Below are 25,358 nucleotides of genomic sequence, written 5' to 3'. Positions count from 1 at the left end.
GCGTGGGCGCACGTCACACCGGTCCCGGGTGCGGACGGCACCTGTCGGTGCGCCCTGAGAGGATGGACGTCATGTCAGCGGATGCCAGCCCGGAGAACGTAGCGACCAGGCTCGAGGAGGGACTGGATCCGCAGCAGTCCGCCGCCGTGCTCGCTCCCCGCGGCCCGGTGTGCGTGCTCGCCGGTGCCGGTACCGGCAAGACCCGCACCATCACGCGCCGGATCGCGCACCTGGTCGCGGCCGGGCACGTGTCGGCCGGCCAGGTGCTGGCGGTGACGTTCACCGCGCGCGCGGCGGGCGAGATGCGCGGGCGGCTGCGCGGTCTCGGCATCGGTGGCGGGGGCCCGCAGGTGCAGGCCCGCACGTTCCACGCCGCGGCGCTGCGACAGCTCAAGTACTTCTGGCCGCAGGTCATCGGCGACACCGACTGGCGCCTGCTGGACCGCAAGTTCGCGCTCGTCGGGCAGGCTGCGAGCCGGGTGGGGCTGTCGACCAGCACCGAGAGCATCCGTGACCTCGCGAGCGAGATCGAATGGGCCAAGGGCTCGCTCGTCGCGCCCGAGGACTACCCGGCTGCCGCCGCGCGGGCCCGTCGCGACGTTCCGGCCGACGCCGCGCAGGTGGCGTCCGTCTACTCCGGGTACGAGGCCCTCAAGACGCGGGACCCGGACGGCATCCTGCTGGACTTCGACGACCTGCTGCTGCACACCGCGATCGCGCTCGAGGACAACGCCGCCGTCGCCGAGGAGTTCCGGGACCGCTACCGCTGCTTCGTGGTCGACGAGTACCAGGACGTCACGCCGCTGCAGCAGCGCGTACTCGACGCGTGGCTGGGCGAGCGCGACGACCTGACGGTGGTCGGCGACGCCAACCAGACGATCTATTCGTTCACCGGGGCCACCCCGAAGTTCCTGCTGGACTTCTCGCGGCGCTTCCCGGACGCCACCGTCGTCCGGCTCGAGCGGGACTATCGGTCGACGCCCGAGGTGGTGTCGCTGGCGAACCGGGTGATCGGCGCGGCGCGCGGGCGCATCGCGGGCACCCGGCTGCAGTTGATCGGTCAGCGCGCCCCCGGCCCGGAGCCGACGTTCGCCGAGTACGACGACGAGCCGGCCGAGGCCGCGGCCGTCGCGAAGCAGATCGCCAAGCTCATCGACCGCGGGGTCGAGCCCGCCGAGATCGCCGTGCTCTACCGCATCAACGCGCAGTCCGAGGTCCACGAGCAGGCGCTCACCGAGGCGGGCATCCCGTACCAGGTGCGCGGCGGTGAGGGCTTCTTCCAGCGCCAGGAGGTGCGCCAGGCGATCACCGCACTGCGGCAGGTCGCCGGGCGGGACGATCTGCCGGACGGCGCCGACACCGGGGAGGCACTGGTGACGCTCGTGCGCGCGGTGCTGGTCCCGTTGGGGCTCACCGACGTCGAGCCGGCCGGTGTGCAGGCCCGGGAACGGTGGAACTCGCTCACCGCGCTGGTCGCGCTCACCGAGGAACTGCTGGCACAGGACGCGCAGCTGACCCTGCGCGGCCTCCTCGGCGAACTGGCCGCCCGCTCGGAGGCGCGGCATCCACCGGTGGTCCAGGGCGTCACGCTGGCGTCGCTGCACGCCGCCAAGGGCCTGGAGTGGGACGCGGTGTTCCTCGTCGGGCTCAACGAGGGCACGCTGCCCATCGCGCACGTGCTGGGCGACTCCAAGTCGCCCGACGACGAAGCCGGGATCGAGGAGGAGCGCCGCCTGCTCTACGTCGGGGTCACCCGTGCCCGCGAGCACCTGGCACTGTCGTGGGCGCTGGCCCGCAACGAGGGCGGACGCAAGTCCCGCCGCCGGTCCCGATTCCTCAACGGGCTCATCCCGGACGATTCTCCGGCGTCGCGGATCGCCCGCCCCGCGCAGTCCAAGCGGTCGCGGCCGCGGTGCCGCGTCTGCGGTAAGCAACTGATGGGCGCGACGGCGACCATGCTCGGCCGGTGCGAGGCGTGCCCGTCCAACCTCGACATCGAGCTGCTCGAGACGCTCAAGGAATGGCGCCGGGACCGGGCCCGGGAGATGAAGGTTCCGGCGTATGTGGTGTTCAGTGACAACACGCTGACCGCGATAGCCGAACAGCAGCCGCAGGACGAGCGAGCCCTCGTGGCGATCCCGGGAATCGGGGCCAAGAAGCTCGAGCAGTACGGCTCGGACGTGCTGGCGCTGGTGCGCGGTGAACGCTCCGCCGCGGCGCTGGACCCGAGCTGACGTCCCGCGGTATAACCGCAGGTCAAAAATAACTTGTGCGGTCTGTTCGGGTCCCATACCCTGGACTGCACGCCACGGGGAAACTCGTGTGCGGTGACGATATCCGATCCACGGATGCCTCGGCCGAAGCCTCGGTCGGGCCCGTGACGACGTGAGAGGGAGGTGGCAGCGATGACCAACTGGAACGCATTTGCGGCAGGCGCATCGGTGCCGGCGTTCGCACGCGCATACCTCCCTGCGGCCGAAGTGGCCGCCGCGAGCGTCGCGGCGACAGCACCGCACGCCATCCGTCTGCGCGCAGCAGCAGCCCGCGCATCCGTGGCCAGGAGCAGACACCGAACCGTTCGGTAGATACTCCGCCCGTCCTCCCGAGGCCACGGATCGCATCAGCGAACCGTGGCCTTCGTGTTTCGAGCTCTCTCGCTCCAGGCCCTCGACCGCGGTTCGTCCCGAACCCCGAAAGCCGGCACGAGCCGCGAGTGCATCACTCGAAACGACAAGGAGAAGACGTGTCTACCGTGACATGCCGAGTACGAACCACGAACCGCACCGTTTCCAACGGCCAGGGAGTCGTCCGCTCGGCAGGCCGGGAATTGCCCTGCCGGACCGGAGACAACCCCGACCTGTGGTTCGCCGAGACTCCTGCCGACCTCGAACGAGCCAAGGCGCTGTGCGGCGGTTGCCCGATCCGCAGCCGGTGCCTCGACGCCGCGCTCGATCGTGCGGAGCCGTGGGGAGTCTGGGGCGGCGAGATCATCGAACAGGGGGTCGTCATCGCCCGTAAGCGGCCGCGTGGGCGACCACGGAAGAACCCCGTGCCGCCGGAGAAAACGCTGGTGTGCGCATGACCGGCGCTCGTGGACTTCCCGTGCGGAAGTCCACGAGCCCGTGGTCGGTCACGCCCCGTCGAGGGTTTCCAGGTCGGCGTCCGCGTCGGCGAAACCGGGCAGCCACCGCGTGAGGATGCCCATGTACGGCGCGTAGGCGTCGAGCTGTGCGCAGATGCCCACCGAGCCCAGCAGCACCCGGAAGATCATCACGTACTCGGGCGGGAGGTTGAGCGCCCGGGCGGTGCGGAAGTTGGTGCTCGTGAAGTCGGTCGCCGTACCGGCGGCCTTCTGCAGCCACGCCCGCGTGAAGTGGAACGACTCGGTGCGGATCGGGTCGGTGAACGGGCGTAGGTAGTCCGCGATCTCCTCGTCGGTGACGGTACGGCCGGGCAGCACGAAACCGTTGTCCCGCAACAACTCCGTCAGCTCGTCGAACCGCTCCTCGAGGTTGAGGCGGACCATCCTGCCCAGTACCGGCGGCAGTCCGTTCGGCATCGGCGCCGTCGCACCGAAGTCGATGACCCCGAGGCGGCCGTCGTCGTGCAGCATGAAGTTGCCCGGGTGCGGGTCGCAGTGCAGCAGGCCCACCCGTGCGGGGGAGACGAAGTGGAACTCCGCGAGCAACGCGCCGGCGGTGTTGCGCTGCTCGACGGTGCCGTCCGCGATGATCGCCGACAACGGGGTCGCCGACATCCACTCGGTGACGACCACCTTGGGGGCGCTCGCGACCACGCGGGGAACCACGAACCGGTCGTCGCCGTCGAAGACCTTCGCGAACGCCCGCTGGTTGTTCGCCTCGATGCGGTAGTCGAGTTCCTCCTCGGTCCGCGCGCTGAGCTCGTCGAGGACCGGTTTGATGTCGGTGCCGGGCATCACCGAGGCGAACAGTCCCGCGAACCGCGACAGGGTCCGCAGGTCCGCACGCAAGGCCTCGTCGGCGCCGGGGTACTGCACCTTGACGGCCACGTCCCGGCCGTCGGACCACACCGCGCGGTGCACCTGCCCGATGCTGGCCGAGGCGGTGGGTACGTCGTCGAAGTGGGCGAAGCGCTCGCGCCACTTGGTGCCGAGCTGCTGGTCGAGCACCCGGTGAACCTGCTTGGCGGGTAGCGGCGGCGCTTCGGCCTGGAGCTTGGTGAGCGCCTCGCGGTAGGGCTCGCTGAACTCCTCGGGGACCGCCGCCTCCATCACGCTGAGGGCCTGGCCGAGCTTCATCGCGCCGCCCTTGAGCTCGCCGAGCACGGTGAACAGCTGTTCGGCCGCCCGCGACGTCAGCTCCGCGTCGATCGCGTCACGGTCCCCGCCGGCCAGCTTCTTACCGAAACCCATCGCGGCGCGCCCGGCGATGCCCAGCGGAATGCTCGCGAGCTTGGCGGTGCGGGCGCTGCTTCTGCGGGGGATGTCGGACACCAGACCATCATGGCGGAAGATTCTGGGGTTCGTCCAAGAAAATCGGCGATCGTGAGCATCCACACCGAGGGTTGCGCGGCCACGGTCGGAGTGCAAGACGGTGCCGGTCCAGGTCGAGTTCGAGGGTCGCGTCCAGGCTCGCCGGCACCGGACGGGCCACCCCGGAGAGCACCTTCTCGAGCTGGCCGAGCGCGACCGCGGCGGTCGCCATGACGGTGGACGGACCCGCGTGCCCCACCCGCCCCAGCAGCTGCGCGGCGACGTGCGGCCACTCCTCGTCCGCGGCACATCGCGTCAGGTCGGCACACCGCAGGCAACTGGTGCGTCCGGGAAGTACGAGCGGCCCGACGATGCCCTTCCCGTCGCGCAGCCGCACCGGCAGGTGGGCGATGCCCGCGGTGAACAGCGCGTCGATCAGGCGGGGATCGGGGACCAGGTCGTCGGTGAGCACGACGCACATGCAGTTCCACCGGCGCACGTCGGTGTCGCTCGTGAAGTGGGTGGACCGGGTCAGGCGGATCGGGGCTCCGGTGAGCCCGGCCGCGATCGCGTCGGCCAGCGGGCCGCGACCGTGCACCCGGACGGCCGGTGCCGGGTCGGGCGCAGCAGAGGCCGGGCTGAGAAGTCCGGCCTCGTCGAGCTCGCTGAGCAGCGCCGACATGTCGGTGGGCGTGATCCCGTAGTCGACGGCGCGCCACACCACGGTGGGCCGCGACGTGCGGCCGTCGAGGAGTCCGAGCACCGACACGAGCGCGGCCGCCTCCACGCCGTCGGGCGGGGTGAGTAGCAGCGCGGTGTCGGGGTCCCAGCCGATCTGGACGCGGCCGCTGGGGCGGGTCAGGATGGGCCGCCGAGGATCGAGCGCGGGACGCTGCACGGTGCGGGCGGAAGCCGGGGAAGCCGGGGTCATGCCGTCGACCCTGGCAGACCCCGGTGAGTCGGCGAGCCGGTTCGACGCGGTTGTCCACAGGACGGCAGCGCGCCGACCTGCGCTTTCGGTGGTGATGGCAAGTCGCCGGCAAATCCGCGGTGGGGGTTGTCGGGACGGGTCGCTAGCGTGGTGGCCCGTGACTGGCAGCGGAACCTCCGACCACCGGACGCCCGAGGTGGAGATTCGCCGTAGCGCGCGGCGGCGGCGCACCGTCAGCGCGCGCCGCGAGGGCGACAAGGTGATCGTGCTGATGCCGACCGGGATGTCGAAGGCCGCGGAGGCCGAACTGGTGGCCGAGATGATCGGCAAGCTCGACCGCGCGGACCGCCGCGCCGCGGCCCGCGCCGAGCGCAGCGACATCGAACTCACCGAACGCGCGGCGCGGCTGTCGGCGCGCTGGCTGCGCGGTGCCGCGGAGCCCGTCTCGATCCGGTGGGTGCCGTCGATGCGGACGCGGTGGGCGTCGTGCACACCGACGGACGGCACCATCCGCGTCAGCGAACTGCTGCGGACGGTGCCGTCGTACGTGCTCGACTACGTGCTGGTCCACGAGCTGGTGCACCTGTACGTCGCGGGCGGGCACAACGACTGCTTCTGGGAGGAGGTGCGCCGCTATCCGCGGACCGAACGCGCGATCGGCTACCTCGAGGCGTACTCGGTGGTCACGCGGCAGCCGGATCTCGTAGGCGTCGACGGCGCCGACGGTACGGACGGCGCCGACGACGACATCGACGATTCGGTCGGTTAGTCGTCGGACCGGTCGGGGGAGCCTTCGCCGGTCTCGCCGCTCCCGCGGTTCTTCTCCTCGCGTTCGCGTGCCTCGGTCTGCTCGAGCTGCGCGATCGGGTCGTGGAAGGTGCCGGAGTCGCCCCCGAGGATCCGGTCGACGAACGCGGCCGGGTTGTCCAGGTCGGAGGAGTCCGGCAGCAGGTCCGGGTGCGCCCAGACGCCGTCCCGGGCGTCGACGCCGGTGTCCGTGGTGAGGCGACGCCACAGGTGCGCGGCCTCGCGCACCTTGCGTGGACGCAGCTCCAACCCGACCAGGGTCGCGAACGTCTGCTCGGCGGGCCCGCCGGTCGCGCGGCGACGGCGCAGCGTCTCGGTGAGCGCCGCGGCGCCCGGGAGGCGGTCGCCGAGCGCCTCGGACACGACCGTCTCCACCCAGCCCTCGACGAGCGCCAGCATCGTCTCGAGGCGCTCGAGCGCCTGCTTCTGCTCGGGCGTGGTCTGCGGCTCGAACGCGCCCTGCTGCAGGATCTTCTCGATCTGCGAGGGGTCGGTGAGCGCCGACGGGTCCAGGCCCTGCGCGGCCTCCTCGATCGCCGAGAAGTCCATCTTGATGCCGCGTGCGTAGTCCTCGACGGTGGAGAGCAGACGCTGCCGCAGCCACGGTACGTGGCTGTAGAGGCGCTGGTAGGCGGCCTCGCGGGCCGCGATGAACACGAGCACCTCGCGGTGCGGCTGCTCGAGGCCCTCGCTGAACGCCTCGATGGCAGTCGGCAGCAGCGCGGCGGTCCCCGCCGGTCCCAGCGGCAGCCCGATGTCGGTGGAGGTGAGGACCTCCTTCGACAGCTGGCCGAGCGCCTGGCCCAGCTGGGAGCCGAAGGTGAGCCCGCCCATCTGCGTCAGCATGCCGGCCATGGGGCCGATCATGTTCCGCGCCTCCTCGGGCAGACCCTCGATCCACATGCCGGACACCTGCTGGGCTACGGGATCACACAGCCGCTTCCACGTGTCGAGCGTGCCGTCGAGCCAGTCCTCGGCCGTCCACGCCACGGTGCGCGTCGCGCCGGCCGGCAGCGTGGTCGCGCCGTCGAGCCACAGCTCGGCCAGGCGGGCGGCGTCGGTCACCGCGGACGTGGTGCCCTCCGTGATGGGGGTCACCGATCCGATCTGCTGACGCGCGAGGTTCTTCGCGACGTCGTAGTTGACGGGGCCGCCCTGGCCGCCCTGACCCATCGCGCTGCCCATGCCGCTGAGCATCTGCCCGAACTGGGTGAGCATCTGGCCGAGCGCCGCGGGATCGAACCCACCGGCGGGTCCACCCGCGCCGCCGAGGCCGAACGCGCTCGGATCGAAGCCGAACGGCTGACCGGACGACCCGCCCTGTTCCCCGCCCGAGTCCTTCTTACGGTCCGGGTCGTCGTCGGAGTTGGAGAAGCCGAAGGGCAGATCGCTCATGGTTTCAACGGTACAAGGCGCGGCGCGCCGTGGCCCGTGCGGAGATCACGCTCACGGCGAACATCGGCCGCCACGAGCCCCGGTCCGGTGAGGTGCGCCGGGGCGCGGGCCCGACGGTGGCCTCTATCCTGGCCACGTGAATCGACGGATGGTGACCCTCCTGGCAGCGTTGGCCCCGGTCGCGGCCCTGGGTGTGTTGGGGACGACGGTGCAGGTGCCGTTCGTCGCGCTCGGCCCCGGCCCCACGGTCGACACGCTCGGTGAGGCCGACGTCGACGTGGACGGGCAGATCCAGCGCCGGCCCGTGGTCGACATCGAGGGCACGGCCGTCGATGCGACGAGCGGCAACCTCAACATGACGACGGTCGCGGTCCGCGACAAGCTGACGCTGTTCGACGCGCTCGGGCTGTGGGCGAGCGGTCGGCAGGGGCTCGTCCCCCGCGAGGAGGTGTACCCGCCGGACCGGTCCAAGAACGAGATCCAGGACGAGAACACCGCGCAGTTCACGAAGTCGGAGAACAGCGCCGAACTGGCCGCGTTGCGGTACCTCGGGCTGCCGGTCGCCCTCGAACTGACCACGGTCGGCGACGACGGCCCCGCGGCATCGGTGCTGAAGCCGGGGGACGTGCTGCTGCGGGTGGACGGGAAGCCGGTCGACACTCTGGTCAGCCTGCAGGAACTCATCGGCGCCACCGCCCCGGGGACGATCGTGCAGGTGACCTATCGGCGGGACGGGGTGGAAGCGACGGCGCCGATCACCGTCGGCGCCCGTCCGGCCGCCGACGGCGAGCAGGACGCCGGCAAGGGGTACCTCGGCGTCAACGCCAAGCAGGTCCCCGACGTGCCGTTCACCATCGACTTCAATCTCGCCGACATCGGCGGCCCGTCGGCCGGCCTGATGTTCAGCCTCGCGGTCGTCGACAAGCTGAGCCCGGGCGAGCTCAACGGCGGCCGGTTCGTCGCCGGCACCGGCACGATCGACCCCGACGGTGACGTGGGGCCGATCGGCGGCATCCCGTACAAGATGATCGCAGCGCAGGAGGCCGGGGCCACGACGTTCCTGGTCCCGGCGAAGAACTGCGACGAGGCGCTGGCGAACCGTCCCGACGGCCTGCAACTGGTGAAGGTGGAGACGCTGGGCGGCGCCGTCGACGCGCTCGAGGCGATCGACGCCGGACAGCCCGCACCCAGCTGCTAGGCCGGCGCGTCGGGCGCGGTCAGTCCTCGTCCGCCTCGAGGGTCGCGTACAGCGCCGCGACGACACCGGGCGCGAGGTTGTCGTAGGTCCGCAGTTCCATGCCGGCGAACGGGTCGTCGTCGTCGGTGGGGCGCAGCTGCAGCAGCGCGATGGACGGTCCGTCGCGCAACACGGCCGCGATCAGCCGGGCCTCGCGCCGGTCGGGGTGCGACTGCGCCGCGACGCGCGCGGCCTCGTCGGCGGAGTGACGGTCGGCCAGCGTCGGGGCCGACGCGTCGTCCAGGTCGGACTCCGCCTCGGGCGGCAGCACCACGATCTCCTGCACCAGCGCGCAGCCGACGACCTCGGCGGGCCAACTGGTGGTGGCCAGGAACTCGTCGAGGGCGGGGGAGCCACCTTCGACGTCGTCCGGCAGTTCTCCCTGCTCGACAGGGGTGAGTTCCGCCCCCTGGTCGAGTTGGTCGAGCAGTGACGGCTCGGCCGCCGCGACCAGGGCGGTGGGCACGATCGCGAACATCGTGGGCGGTTGTCCCCAGCCGCCCGCGTCGACGAAGTCGATCACTTCGTGGACGCATCTGCGCAGGGATTCGTCGGAAAGGCTCACGTCGCCGTTGCCGCCGAGGAGGTCGTCACCGTAGAACTCGCCATCTTTGTCGATCACGTCCTTATCCTTGCACCAGGGGGACGGGTCCGTGCTCGTCGGTCGCGGTGGTTCCCTCGTTACGTAGAGTGGGACGAAACGGTCACTCTCAGGTGACGCTGGACGGTGCATTGGCTGCGGCGCGAAGGCGTCGCCGGATTGTTGGGAGTGGCAAGTGGGCATGCGGCCCCCCGCCGGTTTACCTTCGTTGTCGAAACGCACGCGCGTGCTGCTGGTCTTGGCGTTGGTCGCCGCCGCGCTGCTGCTGATCGGCCCCCGCTTCATCGACGTCTACACGGACTGGTTGTGGTTCGGTGAGGTCGACTTCCGAGGCGTCTTCACCAAGGTGTTGGTCACGCGGATCGCGCTGTTCCTGATCGTCGGACTCGTCGTCGGCGCGATCGTGTGGCTGGGCTTGCTGCTGGCCTACCGCTCCCGGCCGATGTTCCTGCCCTCGCCCGGCACCAACGATCCGGTGGCGCGCTACCGCACGGCGGTGATGGCGCGGCAGAAGCTGTTCGGCATCGGTATCCCGGTGGTGATCGGCCTGTTCGCCGGCCTCGTGGGACAGGCGAGCTGGGCGACGGTGCAGTTGTTCTTCAACCGCGACTCGTTCGGCGTCACCGATCCCCAGTTCGGCAAGGACATCGGTTTCTACGCCTTCGTCCTGCCGTTCTTCCAGTTCGTGCTGAACTGGCTGTTCGTCGCGGTCGTGATCGCGTTCTTCGCCAGCCTCATCACCCACTACATCTTCGGTGGCGTGCGGCTCAGCGGTCGCCAGGGTGCGCTCACGCGCTCGGCCCGGGTGCAGCTTGCGGTGCTGGCCGGAACCTTCGTCCTGCTCAAGGCCGTCTCGTACTGGTTCGACCGGTACACGCTGCTGTTCAGCTCGCGCAAGGAGCCCACGTTCACCGGTGCCGGTTACACCGACATCAACGCGGTGCTGCCCGCCAAGCTGATCCTCATGGCGATCGCCATCATCTGCGCGATCGCGTTCTTCGCGGCGATCTTCCTGCGCGACCTGCGGATCCCCGCGATGGCAGTGGTGCTGCTGGTGCTGTCGTCGATCCTCGTCGGCGCCGTCTACCCGCTGGTCGTCGAGCAGTTCTCGGTCAAGCCGAACGCGGCCGACAAGGAACGGTCGTACATCGAGCGGAACATCGCGGCCACCAGACAGGCGTACGGGATCACGGACGAGTCGGTGACGTACGAGGACTACTCGGGCCGGACCGGCAAGCCGCCGCGGGAGGTGCCGGCGGACGTGACGACCATCGCGAACACCCGCCTGCTCGACCCCAACGTGCTGTCGCCGACGTTCACGGCGCAGCAGCAGCTGAAGAACTTTTACGCCTTCCCCAAGTCCCTCAACATCGATCGCTACCAGATGGACGGTGACCTGCGGGACTTCGTCGTGGCGGCACGTGAGCTCTCCCCGTCGAGTCTGCAGGGCAACCAGACCGACTGGATCAACAAGCACACCGTGTACACCCACGGCAACGGGTTCGTGGCGGCGTACGCCAACCAGGTCACCGCGGTCAGCGGCGACACGCAGAACAACACCGGTGGCTACCCGATCTACAGCGTCAGTGACCTGGAGACGAAGCCGACGGACCAGGCTCTCGAGGTCGAGAACCCCCGGATCTACTTCGGTCCGGTCATCGCGTCGTCGGACGCCGACTACGCGATCGTCGGCGGCGAGGCGGGGGCCGCTCCGCGCGAGTACGACACCGACTCGCAGAAGTACACGTACACCGGTTCCGGCGGCGTGGGTATCGGCAACTGGTTCAACCGGCTCGCGTTCGCGGGCAAGTACACCGAGCGCAACATCCTCTTCTCCGGCGCGATCGGGTCCGATTCCAAGATCATCTACAACCGTGATCCGGCGGAGCGGGTCAACAAGGTGGCGCCGTGGCTGACCACCGACGGCACCGTGTACCCCGCGGTGGTGGACGGGCGACTGCAGTGGATCGTCGACGCGTACACCACGCTCGACAACTACCCGTACGCCCAGCGCTCGTCGCTCGAGGGCCTGGTGCAGGACAGCACCAACCAGGCGACGGGCCGGATGCTGCCGAAGAAGGAAGTCTCGTACATCCGGAACTCGGTGAAGGCGACCGTCGACGCGTACGACGGCACCGTCACGCTGTACCAGGTGGACGAGCAGGACCCGGTCCTCAAGGCCTGGATGGGCGTGTTCCCCGACACGGTCAAGCCGAAGTCGGACGTGTCCGCCGATCTCAACGCGCACTTCCGGTACCCGGAGGATCTGTTCAAGGTGCAGCGCGAGATGCTCGCGAAGTACCACGTGGACGATCCGGGCGAGTTCTTCAGCAACAACGCCTTCTGGTCGGTGCCGAGCGACCCGACGGTCGAGACCGACAAGAACCAGCCGCCGTACTACGTGCTGTCCGGTAGCCCCGAGACCGCCAAGCCGCAGTTCGTGCTGACCAGCCCGATGGTGGGCTACGAGCGGGAACTGCTGTCGGCATACATCTCGGTGCAGTCGGATCCGGAGAACTACGGCAAGTTCCGGGTGCTCCAGTTGCCGACCAACACCCAGACGCAGGGCCCGCAGCAGGCGCAGTCGGCCATGACGTCGGATCCGCGAGTGGCCAGCGAGTTGGCGCTGTTGCGGCAGTCCAACAAGGTCATCCTCGGCAATCTGCTCACGTTGCCGATCGCGGACGGCGGGATCCTCTACGTCGAACCGATCTACACCCAGCGGAACTCGGCCAACGCGTTCCCGCAGCTCGCACGGGTGGTGGTGAGCTTCACCGACACCACGGGCATCCGCGTCGGCTACGCGCCGACACTGGCGGAGGCCCTCGACCAGGTCTTCGGCTCGGGTACCGGCAACGCGGCAACCGCGCCGAGCGGCGCCACGCCGACGCCGTCGGAGCAGAACACCGGGCAGGCGACGACGCCGACGTCACCGACGACGACCCCGGCGCCCACGCCTCCGGTCGGTGGGCAGACGCCGGACAAGGCCGCCGCGGTGGCCCAGCTCGACTCGGCGCTGGCCAGTCTGCAGGCGGCGCAGTCGCGCGGTGACTTCAAGGCCTACGGTGACGCGCTGGACCAGTTGCAGAAGGCAGTCCAGGCGTACCAGAACGCCGGCGGCTAGCCGGCGCCGTCGCCAGTGACGAAAGGGACCCTCCGTGCACCGATGCTCGGAGGGTCCCTTCGTTGGTTGCCGCGGACGGCTACCGGGTGAGCCGCTACTGGACGAACGACGCCTTGATGTCGGCGAGCACGTTGCCGTGGGTGCCGAGGAGCTGCTGGAACTGGTCGCCGTAGCCGTACTGCGCGGCGATGTCGCCCGCGGCCTGCACGGCCCGGTCGATGTTCTCGGTGGGCGCGCCCGGCATCGGGGCCGCCTGCGGCGCGGCGGGGGCTGCCGGTGCGACCGGAGCGGCCGGAGCCGGCGCGGCCTCGGTCAGGTACTGACCGCACACCGGCCACGCGCCGGGACCCTGCGAGGCGAGGGTGTTCTCGGCGACGCGGATCTGCTCCTCCTTGGAGGCGTTCGCCGGCGAGCCGGTGCCGCCGTTGGCGGTCCAGGTGCTCTGCGAGAACTGCAGGCCGCCGTAGTAGCCGTTGCCGGTGTTGATGCCCCAGTTGCCGCCGCTCTCACACTGGGCGACGCCGTCCCAGTTGTGGGTGGCGGCGGAGGCGGTGCCGGTGGCGAGGCCGAATGGGACGGCGACCAGGGCGCCGGTGACGGCGGCCAGGCCGAGGGCGCGCTTGCTGAAGCTGATGGTCATGTGGGTGGATCCTCTCCTGCGCCGACGCGAGCGGCCTGCGGGCGACATGGTGGTCGGCCCGGGCGTGCGATCTTCGCGTCCCTGCCCCTCGAACGGTTTGTCGTGCCGATCCCGCGGGGGCAGTGCTGGCAGCGCCGGGTCGGTCGGTCGTCGTGGTCGTTCATCACGAACCGATAACGAACGTACGACAGCCGCGGCGCGGGAGTCACGTCGCCGAAACGGACCGGTCGACCCGTCTACGTCGGGTACGCCGGCATGAAGGCGCTGTTCAGCGCGGCGTGTTGCCTGTTCGAGTCTCCCGCGTTACATGCTCGTTATGTGAGATGGATCATCGGAATTCCGTGAGGTGGGCCACTGACCGGTGACGAAAAAGTTGTCGGAGCGGCATCGGGTGCCGTCCGGACCGCGGTCGCGCAGGCGATTTGTGTTCCGCTCACCGGCTCGTGTAACTTCGTTCATGCATCGCGGGGTGGAGCAGCTCGGTAGCTCGCTGGGCTCATAACCCAGAGGTCGCAGGTTCAAATCCTGTCCCCGCTACCAAAGAAAGAACCCCCGTCCTGGATCAGGGCGGGGGTTCTTCGCTGTGTCCGGGCGTGCCCTCGGCTCGCCCGGTGCGACCGGCCCTTTGCTGCGAGCATGGGGCCATGAGCGCCGACCCGGGTGAAGTGTGGACGATCGGTCACTGGACGTGCCCGCGTGCCGTCGTGCTCGACACGCTCGCGCAGGCCGACATCGACCTGATCGTCGACGTCCGGAAGATGCCGGGATCGCGCCGCAGTCCGCAGTTCGACGCCGACGAGATGACCGCGTGGCTGGGCGACGCGGACATCGGGTACCTGCACCTCACCGAGCTCGCCGGGCGGCGGCCCAAGCAGCGCGACGTCGACCCGATGCTCAACGCCGGGTGGCAGAACACGAGCTTCAAGAACTACGCCGACTACACGCTCACCGCGGGTTTCGGGGCGGGCCTCGACCGACTCACCGCGCTGGCCACCGATCGGCACGTCGCGATCATGTGCGGCGAGCCGATGCCGTGGCGCTGCCACCGGTTGTTGATCGCGAACACGCTGACCGCTCGCGGCTGGACCGTCGTGCACCTCGTGAACAACGCCGCGCCGCGGCCGCACCGGCTGGGGCAGTGGGGTGCGACGCCGTCGGTGGGCCCGGGCGGGGTGGTGACGTATCCGCCCGACGCGCCGGTGAACGGATCACCGGAGGGCGACTGACCGGCCGCGCTCAGTCCGCCTCGACCTCCATCTCGACCAGCACTCGGCGCAGCAGCTTGCCGGTCGCATTGCGGGGCAGTTCCTCGATGAACACGACGTCGCGCGGCACTTTGTATCGCGCCAGATTCGTCTTCACGTGCGCCCGGATCTCGGCGGCATCGCGTGCCGACGCCGCCGACGGCACGACGAAGGCGCGCAACCGGTGCCCGAACTCGTCGTCCTCGACCCCGATCACCGCCACCTCGAGGACGTCGGGGCGCTCGGCGATGAGGTTCTCCACCTCGAGCGGATACACGTTCTCCCCGCCCGAGACGATCATGTCGTCGTCGCGGCCGTCGACGAACAACAGGCCGTCGCGATCGAAGTGCCCGACGTCGCCGGTGGAGAGCATGCCGCCGAGGCGTTCCTTGTCGCGGCCGTCGGTGTAGCCCTCGAAGCTCAACCCGCTCTTGGCGAAGATGCGGCCGACGACGTCGGGTTCGGTGATGCGCTTGCCGGCGTCGTCGATCAGCGCGATGTGGCAGGTCGCGGGCGCCCGGCCGGCGGTCCCGGGCGCCCGTTCCAGATCGTCCGGGGTGGCGACGCTGACGGCCGCGACCTCGGTGGAGCCGTAGAAGTTGTGCAGCACCTTCCCGAATGCCTTCTGGGTGCGCACGCACAGCTCGGGCGCGATCGCCGAACCGGCGGCGAAGATGACCTTCAGCGACGACGTGTCGTACTGCGCGAGCACCTCCGGCCCCAGGTCGATGATCCGCTGCAGCATGGTGGGTACGAGGACCAGCGTGTCGGCGTGGTGCTCGGCGATCAGCCGGACGGTCGTCTCGGGGTCGAACCGGCGCTGCATCACGACCGTGTTCTCGAGCGCCATGCCCAGCCCCAGTTGCGAGATCCCGGTGCCGTGGAACGCCGGCGCCGCCATCAGCATCGTCTGGTGCGTGCGTAGCGGGATCCGGTCGAGGAACTGTGCGGTGACGAACGGCGAGGTCCGGCCGCGGGGCGCGCCCTTGGGTACGCCGGTGGTGCCGCTGGTCAGCAGGATGAAGACGCCGTGCTGCTTCGGGGCGGGGACCGAGTCCGTCGAGTGCCCGGCGATGAGGTCGTCGAGCGTGCGGGGTGGCGTCTCCGCCGGTGGGGTGGGGACTGCGTCGTCCACCCACGACAGAATCGGTGTGACGTCCGACGGCAGCGCGTCGGCGACGTCACTGAACTCGCTGTCGTACACGAAGTGCCCCACACCCTCGCGTTGGGCGACGTCGGCGAGCTGGCGGCGCGCGAACCCGGTGTTCATGAGGACCAGGCGCACCCCGGCCTTGGCCGCGGCCAGCATCGTCAGCACCAGCCCGCGATGGTTGCGACACATCGCCCCGACGCACGCGCCCACCCCGATGCCGTCGTCCTGCCAGGCCCGCACCAGGGCGTTCGACTGTTCCTCGAGGTCTCGGTAGGTGAGGGGGCCGCGCTCGTCGATCAGCGCCACCCGGCCGTGCCCGGCCCGGGCATGAGCGTGGACGGCGCCCGCGAACGGCCCGTAGCGATCGACGGCCACCAGGAGCGCGATACCCTCGTCGACCCGGGGGAACGGGATGAGGCCCGATCGCTGCATCACCCGGATGGCGCTCAGCGTGTCGGTGACCTTGGTCAGAACCTCCTGCATGACGGCTCCTGTCGGTGATGTCGGCTGCCCCAGCCTAGCGGTGATGCAGGTCACAGAACGTGAATTCGTACTGGCCGTACGGTTCGCGTCGAGCGCGGGGCCTGCCCGACCCGGATCGACGCCCGCCGATAGGGTCGTCGGTGTGTTTCAGCGCAGACGAGCATCGACCGGACTGAGTTCATGAAGGACGACCTGTCGCTGCTGCGCCGCGAACTGGCGTCGATCGAGGCCCGGGTGGCCCGCGAGGTGGATCCCCGCGGGCGGGGCCCGTTCATCGCCGCCACGGTGCTGATCCTGCTGATTGCGCTCGCGGCCCCCCAGGTCGACGGACTGCGAGCGTGGCAGGTCCTCGCCGGTGGGCATCACGAGGTGGCGGCGCTGGCCCGTGTGTTCACGTGGTTCGTCGTGGTGTTCGGGATCGGAGTGTCCGCGCTGGCCGCGTGGACCCGCCGCTGGGTGTTCGCGTGGGTCGCCATGGCCGGTGTCACCGTCGGCACCGCGCTGGGGCTGCTCACCTACTGGTCCCAGCACAGCGTCCGCGGCGTCCACGCCGGCAGCATCGGCTACGGCCTGCTCGTCGAGTGGGCGGCCATGGCGTTGCTGGCGGTGCTGTGGATCCCGGTGGTGGCGGGACGCTCCAACCTCATGGAGCGCTGAGCCGGGCCGATGCGACGAAGGGTGCCCGGCGCGTGTGCGGCGGGCACCCCTGTCTGGGTATCGGGTAGCGGCGGTCGGGCCTACTTCAGCTCGGCGGACGTCTTGCCGAGCAGGCGGCGGGCGATGATGAGCTGCTGGATCTGCTGGGTGCCCTCGAAGATGTCGAGAATCTTGCTGTCGCGGGCCCACTTCTCGAGCAGCGGGCGCTGCGAGTAGCCGTAGGTGCCGGCGAGCTCGACGGCCTTGAGCGACACCGCGGTTCCGGTGCGGCCGGCCTTGGCCTTCGACATCGAGGCCTCGAGCGAGTTCGGCTTCTTGTTGTCGGCCATCCACGCCGCCCGCAGTGCCAGCAGGTACGACGCCTCCCAGTCGGCTTCGAGCGCCAGGAACTCGGCGGCCGCGGCGTGCTGGTTGTAGGCAGGGGTGTCGTACGAGATCTCGACGCCGGCCTCCTGCAGGATGGCGCGCAGCTCCTCGAGCGCCGCGCGGCCGAGCCCGACGGCCATGCCCGCAACGATGGGGCGGGTGTTGTCGAACGTCTGCATGACGCCCGCGAAGCCCTTCTCCACGTTCACTTCCGGATCGCCCAGCAGGTTGTCCTTGGGAATGCGGCAGTCCTCGAGGAGCAGGACCGCGGTATCGGACGCCTTGATGCCGAGCTTGTGTTCGAGTCGGGCGACGCTCAGTCCCGGCGCGTCCCGCGGTACGACGAACGACTTGATGGCCGCGCGCCCTTTGCTCTTGTCGACCGTCGCCCACACCACGACGTGTGTGGAGCGCTCGCCGGCGGTGACAAAGATCTTCTCGCCGTTGAGGACCCACTCGTCGCCGTCGAGCACCGCGGTGGTGGTGACCGCCGCCGAGTCCGATCCGAAGCTGGACTCGGTGATCGCCATCGAGGCCCACACCTTGCCGAAGCGTTCGAGCTGCTCGTCGGTGGCGACCGCGGCGATCGCCGAGTTCCCGAGACCCTGGTACGGGATCGACAGGGTCAGACCCACGTCACCCCAACAGGTCTCGATCACGTTCATCAGCGACGCCATGTTGCCGCCGTTGGTGTTGCCGACGGCCTTGGGTTTGTCGTCGCCGCGGCCGAGCGCGGCGCCGGACGCGCCCTGGCCGGAGTCGTTGAGACCCTCGACCATGGCGGCCATGGTGTCGAGTTCCTTGGGGTACTCGTGCTCGGCGAGGTCGTACTTGCGGGAGATGGGACGGAAGATCTGCGCTGCGACCTGATGCGCCTGGTTCGCAGAGGCCTTCAGCTTCTTGGGAAGTTCGAGATTGATCATCGAAGAGGTCTCCTGGTCGAAAGGTCCGACGGATCGGGTGGGCGTCAGATGAGGACGATGCCCTCGGCCACGCCGACGGCTCGCAGGTCGCGGTACCAGCGCTCCACCGGGTGCTCCTTGGTGAAGCCGTGACCGCCCAGCAGCTGGACGCCGTCCAGCCCGATCTGCATGCCCTTGTCCGCCGCGAGCTTGCGGGCCAGTGCGGCCTCGCGGGCGAACGACAGGCCCTGTTCGGCGCGGGATGCGCCCCGCAGCGTCACGAGCCGCATGCTGTCGAGTTCGATTCCGATGTTGGCGACCATGAACGCCACCGCCTGCCGGTGGCTGACGGGCTCGCCGAACGCCTCCCGCTCGTTGACGTAGGGGATCACGTAGTCGAGCACGGCCTGGCTGGTGCCCACCGCGAGCGACGCCCAGCCCAGGCGTGCGAGTCGCACCGCGTCGGCGTACTCGCGGGCGCGCTGGTCGGCGTCACCGTCGCCGAGGATCGCCGATTCCGGCACCGCGACGTCGGTGAGGATCAACCGGCCCAGCCCGGCGGCCCGCAGGCCCATGCTCGGGTCGGCCTCCACGACCAGGCCCTCGGTGTCCGACTCGACGATGAAGAACGCCGGACGGCCGTCGAGTTCGGCGGCCACGACGAACAATTCGGCCGAACCTGCGGCGGGCACGAGGCTCTTGACGCCGTTGAGCTTGTAGCCGCTGGGGGAGCGGACCGCCTTGGTCTGCAGCGCGAACGGGTCGAACAACGCGCGGGGCTCGCTCACCACGACGGCGGCGGCCGGGACGTTGTCGCCGGCGAACGCCGGGAGGTACGTCTTCTGCTGGGCGTCGGTGCCCCACTGGGTGAGGGCGACGGCCACACCGCTCGGCGCCAGGATCGGCAGTGCCAGACCCATGTCGCCGTGGGCGAGGGCCTCGGCGACGAGCGCGTTGGTGACCGCGCCGCGCTCGGAGGCCACGCCCTCGAGCTCCTCCGGGATGTTGATGAGTGTGATGCCCAGTTCGGCGGAGCGCTTCAGGAGGTCCGCGGGCGCCTCGGCGGCCTCGTCGGCGTCGTGTGCGGCCGGGCGCAGGATCTCGGCCGAGAACTCGCGCACCGTCTCGACGATCATCTGCTGGTCTTCGTCGGGCGTCAGGTCGAAGTAGCCGGCGTTCCGGGTCGCCCCGTCGGGCAACCGGGTGGGGGCACCGTTGCCGGAGACCCGGTTGAAGGTGCGGGTCGCGGCGCCGAGGGTCTTGAATCCCGTCTTCGTGCCCTCGTAGGTGACGCGGTCGATGACCTGCCGCAGGTTGTACTTCTCGGCCAGGTCGGATCCCGTGATGCGGGTCAGGAACCGCATCGCGGCACCCATCGCGTCGCGCTTGACCGGGTTCAGGCCGACCGCCGAAGTGTCGCGGGGCTCACGCGCGGCGCCGTTCGTCTTCACAACGTCTTGGTTGCTCATCATGACCATTTCTCGCGGTTCGGTCTCGGACGCCCCTACCTTACTCCGGAGTAAGAAACGAAGTCGAGCACCACCGGAAAGTGTCGAGCATCACTCGGCCCCCTTCCCTCCTCGCGTTCGCGCACTTCTCGCGCGGCAGCCGGGGCCGGGCCCGGGGCCGCGACAAGTGCGCGAAACGCGGGGGAGTGGCGGCCGGGGTCGGAGCGAGGGGGAAACCTGCACACAACCTTCACAACTTCTCCGGGGGATCCCCACACCCGAGAAATACAGTCGATCCCGTGATCAACCGCGAACCGGGTAGCCAGCGCCGCGTGCTCGTCGTCGACGACGAGCGCACGATCTCCGACACGATCGCCGCGCGCCTGCGGGCCGAGGGCTACGACGTCCGCGTCGCGTTCGACGGGCCCACGGCGGTGACCGAGTGCGACGCCTTCGGTCCCGACGCGGTGGTGCTCGACGTCATGTTGCCGGGATTCGACGGACTCGAGGTGTGCCGGCGCATCCAGGCCGCGCGCCCGGTGCCGGTGCTGATGCTCACCGCGCGGACCGACGAGACCGACATGGTGATCGGACTCGGTGTCGGCGCCGACGACTACCTGAGCAAGCCGTTCAGCATGCGGGTACTGGTGGCGCGGATCGCGGCGCTGCTGCGCCGCTCCGACCGGACGACGCGGTCGGACGTCGTGGTGCTCGGTGACGTGTCGATCGACCTGAGCGCCCGGCTGGTCCGGTGTGGCGGTGCGGAGGTGCATCTGACGCGTACCGAGTTCGACCTGCTCGCGCACCTCGCGTCCCGACCGCGGGCCGCCATCGCCCGCGAGACGCTGCTCGAACAGGTGTGGGGTTGGGGCGCGGGCGCGAGCAGTCGTACCGTCGACAGCCATGTGAAGGCGTTGCGCCGCAAGCTCGGTGGCGCCGTCATCCGCACGGTGCACGGGGTCGGTTATGCGCTGGAGGTGCCGCGATGAACTGGCCCCGTCCGCTCGACCCGCTGCGCTCGTTCAAGGCCAAGACCGGCCTGCTGGTGGGCGCGTCGCTGGTGCTCGCGTCGCTCACGTTCTGGATCACCGCGCAGTGGCAGTTCCGATATGCCCTCCTGGCCGCGCTCGTCGCGGCGCTGGTGGTGACGCAGATCCTCGCGCACGGGATGACGTCGCCGCTGCGCGAGATGACGGCGGCGGCGAAAGCGATGGCCCGGGGCGACTATTCGCGCCGGGTGCGGTCCACGTCTCGGGACGAGATCGGCCAGCTCGCGACGGCGTTCAACCAGATGGCCGAGGATCTCGAGGCGCACGACCGCTATCGCCGGGAACTGATCGGCAACGTCTCGCACGAGCTGCGCACACCCATCGCCGCGTTGCAGGGGGTGCTCGAGAACGTGGTCGACGGCGTCGCCATGCCGGACGCGGCGACGATGCGGTCGGCGCTGGCGCAGACCGAGCGGCTCGGCGGGCTGGTCGCCGACCTGCTGGACCTGTCCCGGCTCGAGGGCGGCGCGGTCCCGTTGCGTCGCGAGGATTTCGCGATCGAGCCGTTCCTCGACGACGTCGTCCGGCAAGCGTCCAGTCCGGCGCGGCCGCTGTGGGTGGACGTGGACGTCGCGCCGGCGGGGCTGCGGGCGGTGGCCGACAGCGCGCGCCTGCACCAGGTGATCACCAACCTGGTCGACAACGCGGCCCGGCACGGCTCGCCGGACGCCCCGGTTCGGATCCGGGTGCGCACCGATCCCCGCGCCGGGGAGCTGCTCCTGGACGTCCACGACGACGGGCCCGGCATCGCCGTCGCCGACCGCTCCCGCGTCTTCGAACGCTTCGCCCGCGGCGGCACCCAGGACGGCGGCACCGGCCTGGGGCTGGCGATCGCCCGGTGGGCGGTCGAACTGCACGCCGGCCGCATCGAGGTGCTCGACACCGCGTCCGGCTGCTGCATCCGCGTGGCATTGCCGCAGAGCTAGAACGACCGAATTCGATTCGGGACGAGCGCTTTCCGCTCGTCCCGCGATGACGCCTGCCCTCGGGGCCGGCGCGGAGGAGGAGAGATGACTGCATCGACCGTGAGCCCGCCGGACGCGATTCCGGCTTCCGGCCGCGCCTTCCGGGGCTGGCCGCGCGGAGCCTGGCGCCGCGACCGGACGTCGCTGGCGCCCCGCGTGACGGTGGCGGCCGCGCTCGGGGCCGGGGCCCTCGCCACCCTCACCGTGCAGACCCCGGCGGCGAGCGTGGCCTACCTGCTCACCGGCGCGGCGGTGGTGACCACGGCGTTCGCGACGGTGCGTCCGCGCCCGAGCGCGCTCCGACTGGTGGCGGTGGCGGCCACGCTGGCACTGCTCGCGGTAGCCGCGCTGCGCGGGGCCGAGTGGCTGGTCGCGCTGTGCGTGGTGGCGAGCTGGGTCGCCGGCTCGCTCGCGCTCGTCGGCGGCCGCACCTGGACCGGGATGGCGCTGGGGGTCCTCGCACCGGGGTTCACGCCGGTGCGAGTCGCGGGATGGGTGCACCGGGGCCGGGCGCGGTGGCGCGGCGGACGGCGCGTCCACCCGGGGCGCGTCGTGGTCGTCGCGGCGCTGAGCGTCGCGCTGGTGGCGCTGTTCGGGTCGTTGTTCGTCAGCGCGGACCCGGAATTCGGCCGGCTCTTCGACGCGGTCGTGCCGGACGTGCGGGTGACGAACCCTCTCGGACGCCTGCTGCTCGGGGCCGGCGTCGCGGGTGTCGCGCTGGCCGCGGCCTACCTGCGCCGGCGGCCCCCACGGTTCGACTCGCTCGCCCCCGGGCCCGGTCGTCCCCTCGCATCGTGGGAGTGGGCGGTCCCACTGGTGTTGCTGGATCTGCTGTTCGCCGGCTTCGTGGCGGTGCAGGTGCGGGTGCTGTTCGGCGGCGAGGACCACGTGCGCGACACCGCCGGGCTCACGTACGCGAACTACGCGCGGCAGGGGTTCTGGCAGCTCGCGGCCGTCACCGTGCTGACGCTGATCGTCATCGCGGTGGTGGTGCGCAGGATCGACCGCGCGGGCCGCGGCGATCGCGTGCTCGCGCGCGTGCTGCTGGGGCTGTTGTGCGGGCTCAGCCTCGTCGTGGTGGCCTCGGCGCTGCATCGGATGTCGCTGTACGAGAACGAGTTCGGCTACACCCGTCTGCGCCTGTCGGTGATGGCGGTCGAGCTGTGGCTCGGTGTGGTGTTCGTGCTCCTGCTCGCGGCGGGGGTGCGGATGTCGGGTCGATGGCTTCCGCGTGCGGTGCTGGTGTCGGCGGTGATCGGTGTGCTGGGGTTCGCCGCGCTCGACCCGGACGGCTACATCGCAGGCCGCAATGTCGACCGCTATGCCGAGACCGGCCGTCTGGACGTCGCCTACCTGCGTGGGCTCTCGGTCGACGCGGTGCCCGAACTGGACCGCCTGCCCGAGCCGGCCCGTTCGTGCGCGCTGTCGGGGATCGACGTCGGCTCGGGAGCCACCGGATTCGACTACAACGCCGCCCGGGCGCGGGCGCACGACATCCTGCAGGCGCGGCCGGTCGGGCCGTGCACGATCAGTGCCACGGGGTGATCGGTGGCTTGACCCACATGATCTTCTCGTCGGCGTGGGGGCGGGCCGCTCGCGGGTCGTCGGGATGCTGGGCTGCCCACCGGTCCTTCTCGTCGATCAGCTCCGCGGCCACCGTCCAGGTCTCGCGGGTGCTCGGCGGGTTCGCCCCGGCGGCGCGCGCGAGCTTACGGAGACGGTCGTCGGGCATGTCCAGCAGTTCGGCGCCCGTGACGCGGCGCTCCCACGCGAACCGGGCGAGCCCCAGCGCCTTCTCCCGGCGCTTGCGGTCGGCCTGGTCGGTGTGGGCGAAGTCGACCTCGTCGGCGTCCATTCCTGTCACTCCCATCCGTATCGCTCCGGCGCACAACGCGGGGAAGGGTAATCAGCGGAGCCGGGCGAGGACCTCGTCGTGCAGCAGACCGTTGGTGGCGACGGCGCTCCCGCCGTGCGGGCCGTCGACGCCGTCGAGGTTGGTGAAGCGTCCGCCTGCCTCGCGGACCAGCAGGTCCAGCGGTGCCAGGTCCCACAGCGACACCTCGGGCTCGGCGGCGATCTCGAGGGCGCCCTCGGCGAGCAGGCAGTAGGAGAAGAAGTCGCCGTAGCCGCGGATGCGCCACACGTCGTCGGTGAGGTCGACGAACCGGTCGCGGATGCCCCGCTCCTTCCAGCCGGACAGCGACGAGAACGCCAGGCTCGCCGAGGCCAGGTCCCGGACCCCCGACACGGACAGTGGACGCGGCGCGCCGCCGTCGAAAGACGCCCACGCGCCCGCACCGGCCGACGCCCACCAGCGCCGGTGCAGGGCGGGGGCGCTCACCACACCGGCGACGGGCACGCCGTCCTCGAGCAGCGCGATCAGGCTGGCCCACACCGGGACGCCGCGGACGAAGTTCTTGGTGCCGTCGATGGGGTCGATCACCCACTGCCGTCCCTCGAACGTCGCGTCGCCGCCGAACTCCTCACCCAGCACCGCGTCGGCCGGACGCTCGACTCCCAGCACCGCCCGCAGCGCGCGCTCGACGGCCAGGTCGGCGTCGGAGACCGGCGTCAGATCGGGCTTCGAATCGACCTTCAGATCCAGCGCGCCGAAGCGGGCGCGGGTGATGGAGTCGGCTTCGTCGGCCAGGCGCAGGGCGAGTTCGAGGTCGGTCACGCGCTCGACGCTACTGCACCGCCGCGGCCCCTTCCGCCGGTGATCCGGGCCGCCGAGCCGCCGGTGTGGTCGGTGCAACTCCGGCCCACGCGATACACCCGGTAACCTGGATAACTGTGCATCCTGATGTTTCCGCTGACCTCGCCGAGCTCGACACCACTCTGACCACGGTCGAGAAGGTCCTCGATGTCGAGGAACTGCGCCGCCGCATCGACGAACTCGAGCACCAGGCGTCCGACCCGGACCTGTGGAACGACCAGGAACACGCGCAGAAGGTCACCAGCCAGCTGTCGCACGCCCAGGCCGAGCTGCGCCGGGTCGAGGAGCTGCGCTCGCGGCTCGACGACATGGCCGTGCTGTACGAGCTCGCCGAGGAGGAGGGTCCGGAGGCCGTCGCGGACGTCCACACCGAGCGGGCGCAGCTGCGCACCGACATCGAGGCGATGGAAGTCAAGACGATGCTCTCGGGCGAGTACGACCAGCGTGACGCGCTCGTCAACATCCGCGCGGGTGCCGGCGGCGTCGACGCCGCCGACTGGGCCGAGATGCTCATGCGCATGTACATCCGTTGGGCCGAGAAGCGCGGCTACGGCGTCGAGGTGTACGACACGTCGTACGCGGAAGAGGCCGGGATCAAGAGCGCCACATTCGCGGTCAAGGCGCCCTACAGCTACGGCACCCTGTCGATCGAGATGGGCACCCACCGCCTCGTGCGGATCAGCCCCTTCGACAACCAGGGTCGCCGGCAGACGTCGTTCGCCGAGGTCGAGGTGCTGCCCGTGGTGGAGACCACCGACCACATCGACATCGACGAGAACGACGTCCGCGTCGACGTCTACCGCTCGTCCGGCCCCGGCGGCCAGTCGGTCAACACCACCGACTCGGCGGTCCGGCTGACGCACGTCCCGACCGGCATCGTCGTGACGTGTCAGAACGAGAAGTCGCAGCTGCAGAACAAGGTGTCCGCGATGCGGGTCCTGCAGGCCAAGCTGCTCGAGCGCAAGCGCCAGGAGGAGCGTGCCGAGATGGACGCGCTCAAGGGCGACGGTGGCAGCTCGTGGGGCAACCAGATGCGCTCGTACGTGCTGCACCCGTACCAGATGGTCAAGGACCTGCGCACCGAGTACGAGGTCAACAACCCGTCGGCCGTGCTCGACGGTGAGATCGACGGATTCATCGAGGCCGGCATTCGCTGGCGGATGAGCGAAGCCCAAGCCCAAGCCTAG

The 25,358-nt window shown here is 70.4% G+C and carries 21 protein-coding genes and 1 tRNA gene; 12 read left to right on the top strand and 10 right to left on the bottom strand.

What is annotated here, in order from left to right; genetic code table 11:
* Positions 1–62: 62 nt before the first annotated feature.
* Together E7742_RS12420 and E7742_RS12415 are read left to right on the top strand one after the other, a co-directional pair.
* Positions 63–2,234: an ATP-dependent DNA helicase UvrD2 gene (locus tag E7742_RS12420; RefSeq protein ID WP_175420475.1), complete on the top strand. Its 2,172-nt coding sequence runs from the start codon at positions 63–65 to the stop codon at positions 2,232–2,234.
* A 509-nt stretch (positions 2,235–2,743) separates the two neighbouring features.
* The gene (locus tag E7742_RS12415; RefSeq protein WP_137799219.1) at positions 2,744–3,082 is read left to right on the top strand and encodes a WhiB family transcriptional regulator; all 339 of its coding nucleotides are present in this window, start codon (positions 2,744–2,746) and stop codon (positions 3,080–3,082) included.
* Between the two features lie 48 nt (positions 3,083–3,130).
* Here the strand turns inward: E7742_RS12415 and E7742_RS12410 are convergent, their stop codons facing one another.
* Together E7742_RS12410 and E7742_RS12405 are read right to left on the bottom strand one after the other, a co-directional pair.
* Positions 3,131–4,474: an ABC1 kinase family protein gene (locus E7742_RS12410; protein WP_137799218.1), complete on the bottom strand. Its 1,344-nt coding sequence runs from the start codon at positions 4,472–4,474 to the stop codon at positions 3,131–3,133.
* A gap of 7 nt (positions 4,475–4,481) precedes the next feature.
* A complete protein-coding gene (locus tag E7742_RS12405) occupies positions 4,482–5,384 on the bottom strand; it encodes a hypothetical protein (RefSeq protein WP_137799217.1) in 903 nt (300 codons plus the stop codon).
* Positions 5,385–5,541: 157 nt separating this feature from the next.
* Between E7742_RS12405 and E7742_RS12400 the strand changes: the two genes are divergently transcribed.
* Complete coding sequence (locus E7742_RS12400; RefSeq protein WP_254698990.1) at positions 5,542–6,153, top strand: M48 metallopeptidase family protein; 612 nt, start codon at positions 5,542–5,544, stop codon at positions 6,151–6,153.
* Here the strand turns inward: E7742_RS12400 and E7742_RS12395 are convergent.
* Positions 6,150–7,586 (bottom strand): zinc-dependent metalloprotease, encoded by a 1,437-nt coding sequence (locus E7742_RS12395; RefSeq protein WP_137799216.1) that lies wholly within the window; start codon positions 7,584–7,586, stop codon positions 6,150–6,152. The two genes, E7742_RS12400 and E7742_RS12395, sit on opposite strands and share 4 nt — an antisense overlap.
* Positions 7,587–7,722: 136 nt before the next feature.
* Between E7742_RS12395 and E7742_RS12390 the strand changes: the two genes are divergently transcribed.
* Complete coding sequence (locus E7742_RS12390) at positions 7,723–8,784, top strand: YlbL family protein (protein ID WP_217497509.1); 1,062 nt, start codon at positions 7,723–7,725, stop codon at positions 8,782–8,784.
* A 19-nt stretch (positions 8,785–8,803) separates the two neighbouring features.
* Here the strand turns inward: E7742_RS12390 and E7742_RS12385 are convergent, their stop codons facing one another.
* A complete protein-coding gene (locus E7742_RS12385) occupies positions 8,804–9,388 on the bottom strand; it encodes a PPA1309 family protein (protein ID WP_137801183.1) in 585 nt (194 codons plus the stop codon).
* Positions 9,389–9,605: 217 nt separating this feature from the next.
* Here E7742_RS12385 and E7742_RS12380 point away from each other — a divergent pair, with 217 nt between their 5' ends.
* Positions 9,606–12,548 carry a UPF0182 family protein gene (locus tag E7742_RS12380; protein WP_254699315.1) on the top strand — a complete coding sequence of 981 codons (2,943 nt, stop codon included), beginning with the start codon at positions 9,606–9,608 and terminating at the stop codon, positions 12,546–12,548.
* 94 nt (positions 12,549–12,642) lie between these two features.
* Here the strand turns inward: E7742_RS12380 and E7742_RS12375 are convergent, their stop codons facing one another.
* Entirely contained in the window at positions 12,643–13,188 is a 546-nt protein-coding gene (locus E7742_RS12375; RefSeq protein WP_137799214.1) for a transglycosylase family protein, read from the bottom strand.
* A gap of 463 nt (positions 13,189–13,651) precedes the next feature.
* Between E7742_RS12375 and E7742_RS12370 the strand changes: the two genes are divergently transcribed.
* Together E7742_RS12370 and E7742_RS12365 are read left to right on the top strand one after the other, a co-directional pair.
* Positions 13,652–13,728, top strand: a tRNA-Met gene (locus E7742_RS12370).
* A 104-nt stretch (positions 13,729–13,832) separates the two neighbouring features.
* Positions 13,833–14,414 (top strand): DUF488 domain-containing protein, encoded by a 582-nt coding sequence (locus E7742_RS12365; RefSeq protein WP_137799213.1) that lies wholly within the window; start codon positions 13,833–13,835, stop codon positions 14,412–14,414.
* A gap of 10 nt (positions 14,415–14,424) precedes the next feature.
* Here the strand turns inward: E7742_RS12365 and E7742_RS12360 are convergent, their stop codons facing one another.
* Complete coding sequence (locus E7742_RS12360; protein WP_137799212.1) at positions 14,425–16,068, bottom strand: acyl-CoA synthetase; 1,644 nt, start codon at positions 16,066–16,068, stop codon at positions 14,425–14,427.
* Positions 16,069–16,248: 180 nt separating this feature from the next.
* On the opposite strand from E7742_RS12360, the gene E7742_RS12355 reads away from it, so the two are divergent.
* Positions 16,249–16,725, top strand: a complete 477-nt coding sequence (locus tag E7742_RS12355) for an Rv2732c family membrane protein (RefSeq protein WP_137799211.1) — start codon at positions 16,249–16,251, stop codon at positions 16,723–16,725.
* A gap of 80 nt (positions 16,726–16,805) precedes the next feature.
* On the opposite strand, the gene E7742_RS12350 is transcribed toward E7742_RS12355, so the two are convergent.
* Positions 16,806–18,014: an acyl-CoA dehydrogenase family protein gene (locus E7742_RS12350; RefSeq protein ID WP_137799210.1), complete on the bottom strand. Its 1,209-nt coding sequence runs from the start codon at positions 18,012–18,014 to the stop codon at positions 16,806–16,808.
* Positions 18,015–18,058: 44 nt separating this feature from the next.
* Positions 18,059–19,471: an acyl-CoA dehydrogenase family protein gene (locus E7742_RS12345; RefSeq protein WP_137799209.1), complete on the bottom strand. Its 1,413-nt coding sequence runs from the start codon at positions 19,469–19,471 to the stop codon at positions 18,059–18,061.
* Positions 19,472–19,773: 302 nt separating this feature from the next.
* Between E7742_RS12345 and E7742_RS12340 the strand changes: the two genes are divergently transcribed.
* The 3 genes from E7742_RS12340 (at position 19,774) to E7742_RS12330 (ending at position 23,000) form a co-directional block, all read left to right on the top strand.
* Positions 19,774–20,430 carry a response regulator transcription factor gene (locus E7742_RS12340; protein ID WP_137801182.1) on the top strand — a complete coding sequence of 219 codons (657 nt, stop codon included), beginning with the start codon at positions 19,774–19,776 and terminating at the stop codon, positions 20,428–20,430.
* The gene (locus tag E7742_RS12335) at positions 20,427–21,416 is read left to right on the top strand and encodes a HAMP domain-containing sensor histidine kinase (RefSeq protein WP_137799208.1); all 990 of its coding nucleotides are present in this window, start codon (positions 20,427–20,429) and stop codon (positions 21,414–21,416) included. Before E7742_RS12340 ends, E7742_RS12335 begins: the two co-directional genes overlap by 4 nt.
* A gap of 84 nt (positions 21,417–21,500) precedes the next feature.
* A complete protein-coding gene (locus E7742_RS12330) occupies positions 21,501–23,000 on the top strand; it encodes a DUF4153 domain-containing protein (RefSeq protein WP_137799207.1) in 1,500 nt (499 codons plus the stop codon).
* On the opposite strand, the gene E7742_RS12325 is transcribed toward E7742_RS12330, so the two are convergent.
* Together E7742_RS12325 and hisN are read right to left on the bottom strand one after the other, a co-directional pair.
* A complete protein-coding gene (locus tag E7742_RS12325; protein WP_137801181.1) occupies positions 22,984–23,310 on the bottom strand; it encodes a hypothetical protein in 327 nt (108 codons plus the stop codon). The genes E7742_RS12330 and E7742_RS12325 overlap by 17 nt on opposite strands.
* 51 nt (positions 23,311–23,361) lie before the next feature.
* Positions 23,362–24,132, bottom strand: coding sequence for a histidinol-phosphatase (gene hisN / locus E7742_RS12320; protein WP_137799206.1), 771 nt, complete (start codon positions 24,130–24,132; stop codon positions 23,362–23,364).
* Between the two features lie 116 nt (positions 24,133–24,248).
* Between hisN and prfB the strand changes: the two genes are divergently transcribed.
* A complete protein-coding gene (gene prfB / locus E7742_RS12315) occupies positions 24,249–25,358 on the top strand; it encodes a peptide chain release factor 2 (RefSeq protein ID WP_137799205.1) in 1,110 nt (369 codons plus the stop codon).

Source organism: Rhodococcus sp. SGAir0479 (assembly GCF_005484805.1).
Lineage (GTDB): Bacteria > Actinomycetota > Actinomycetes > Mycobacteriales > Mycobacteriaceae > Prescottella.
The sequence above is the reverse complement of the archived record's forward strand: the minus strand, read 5'-3'. Positions and strand labels throughout refer to the sequence as shown.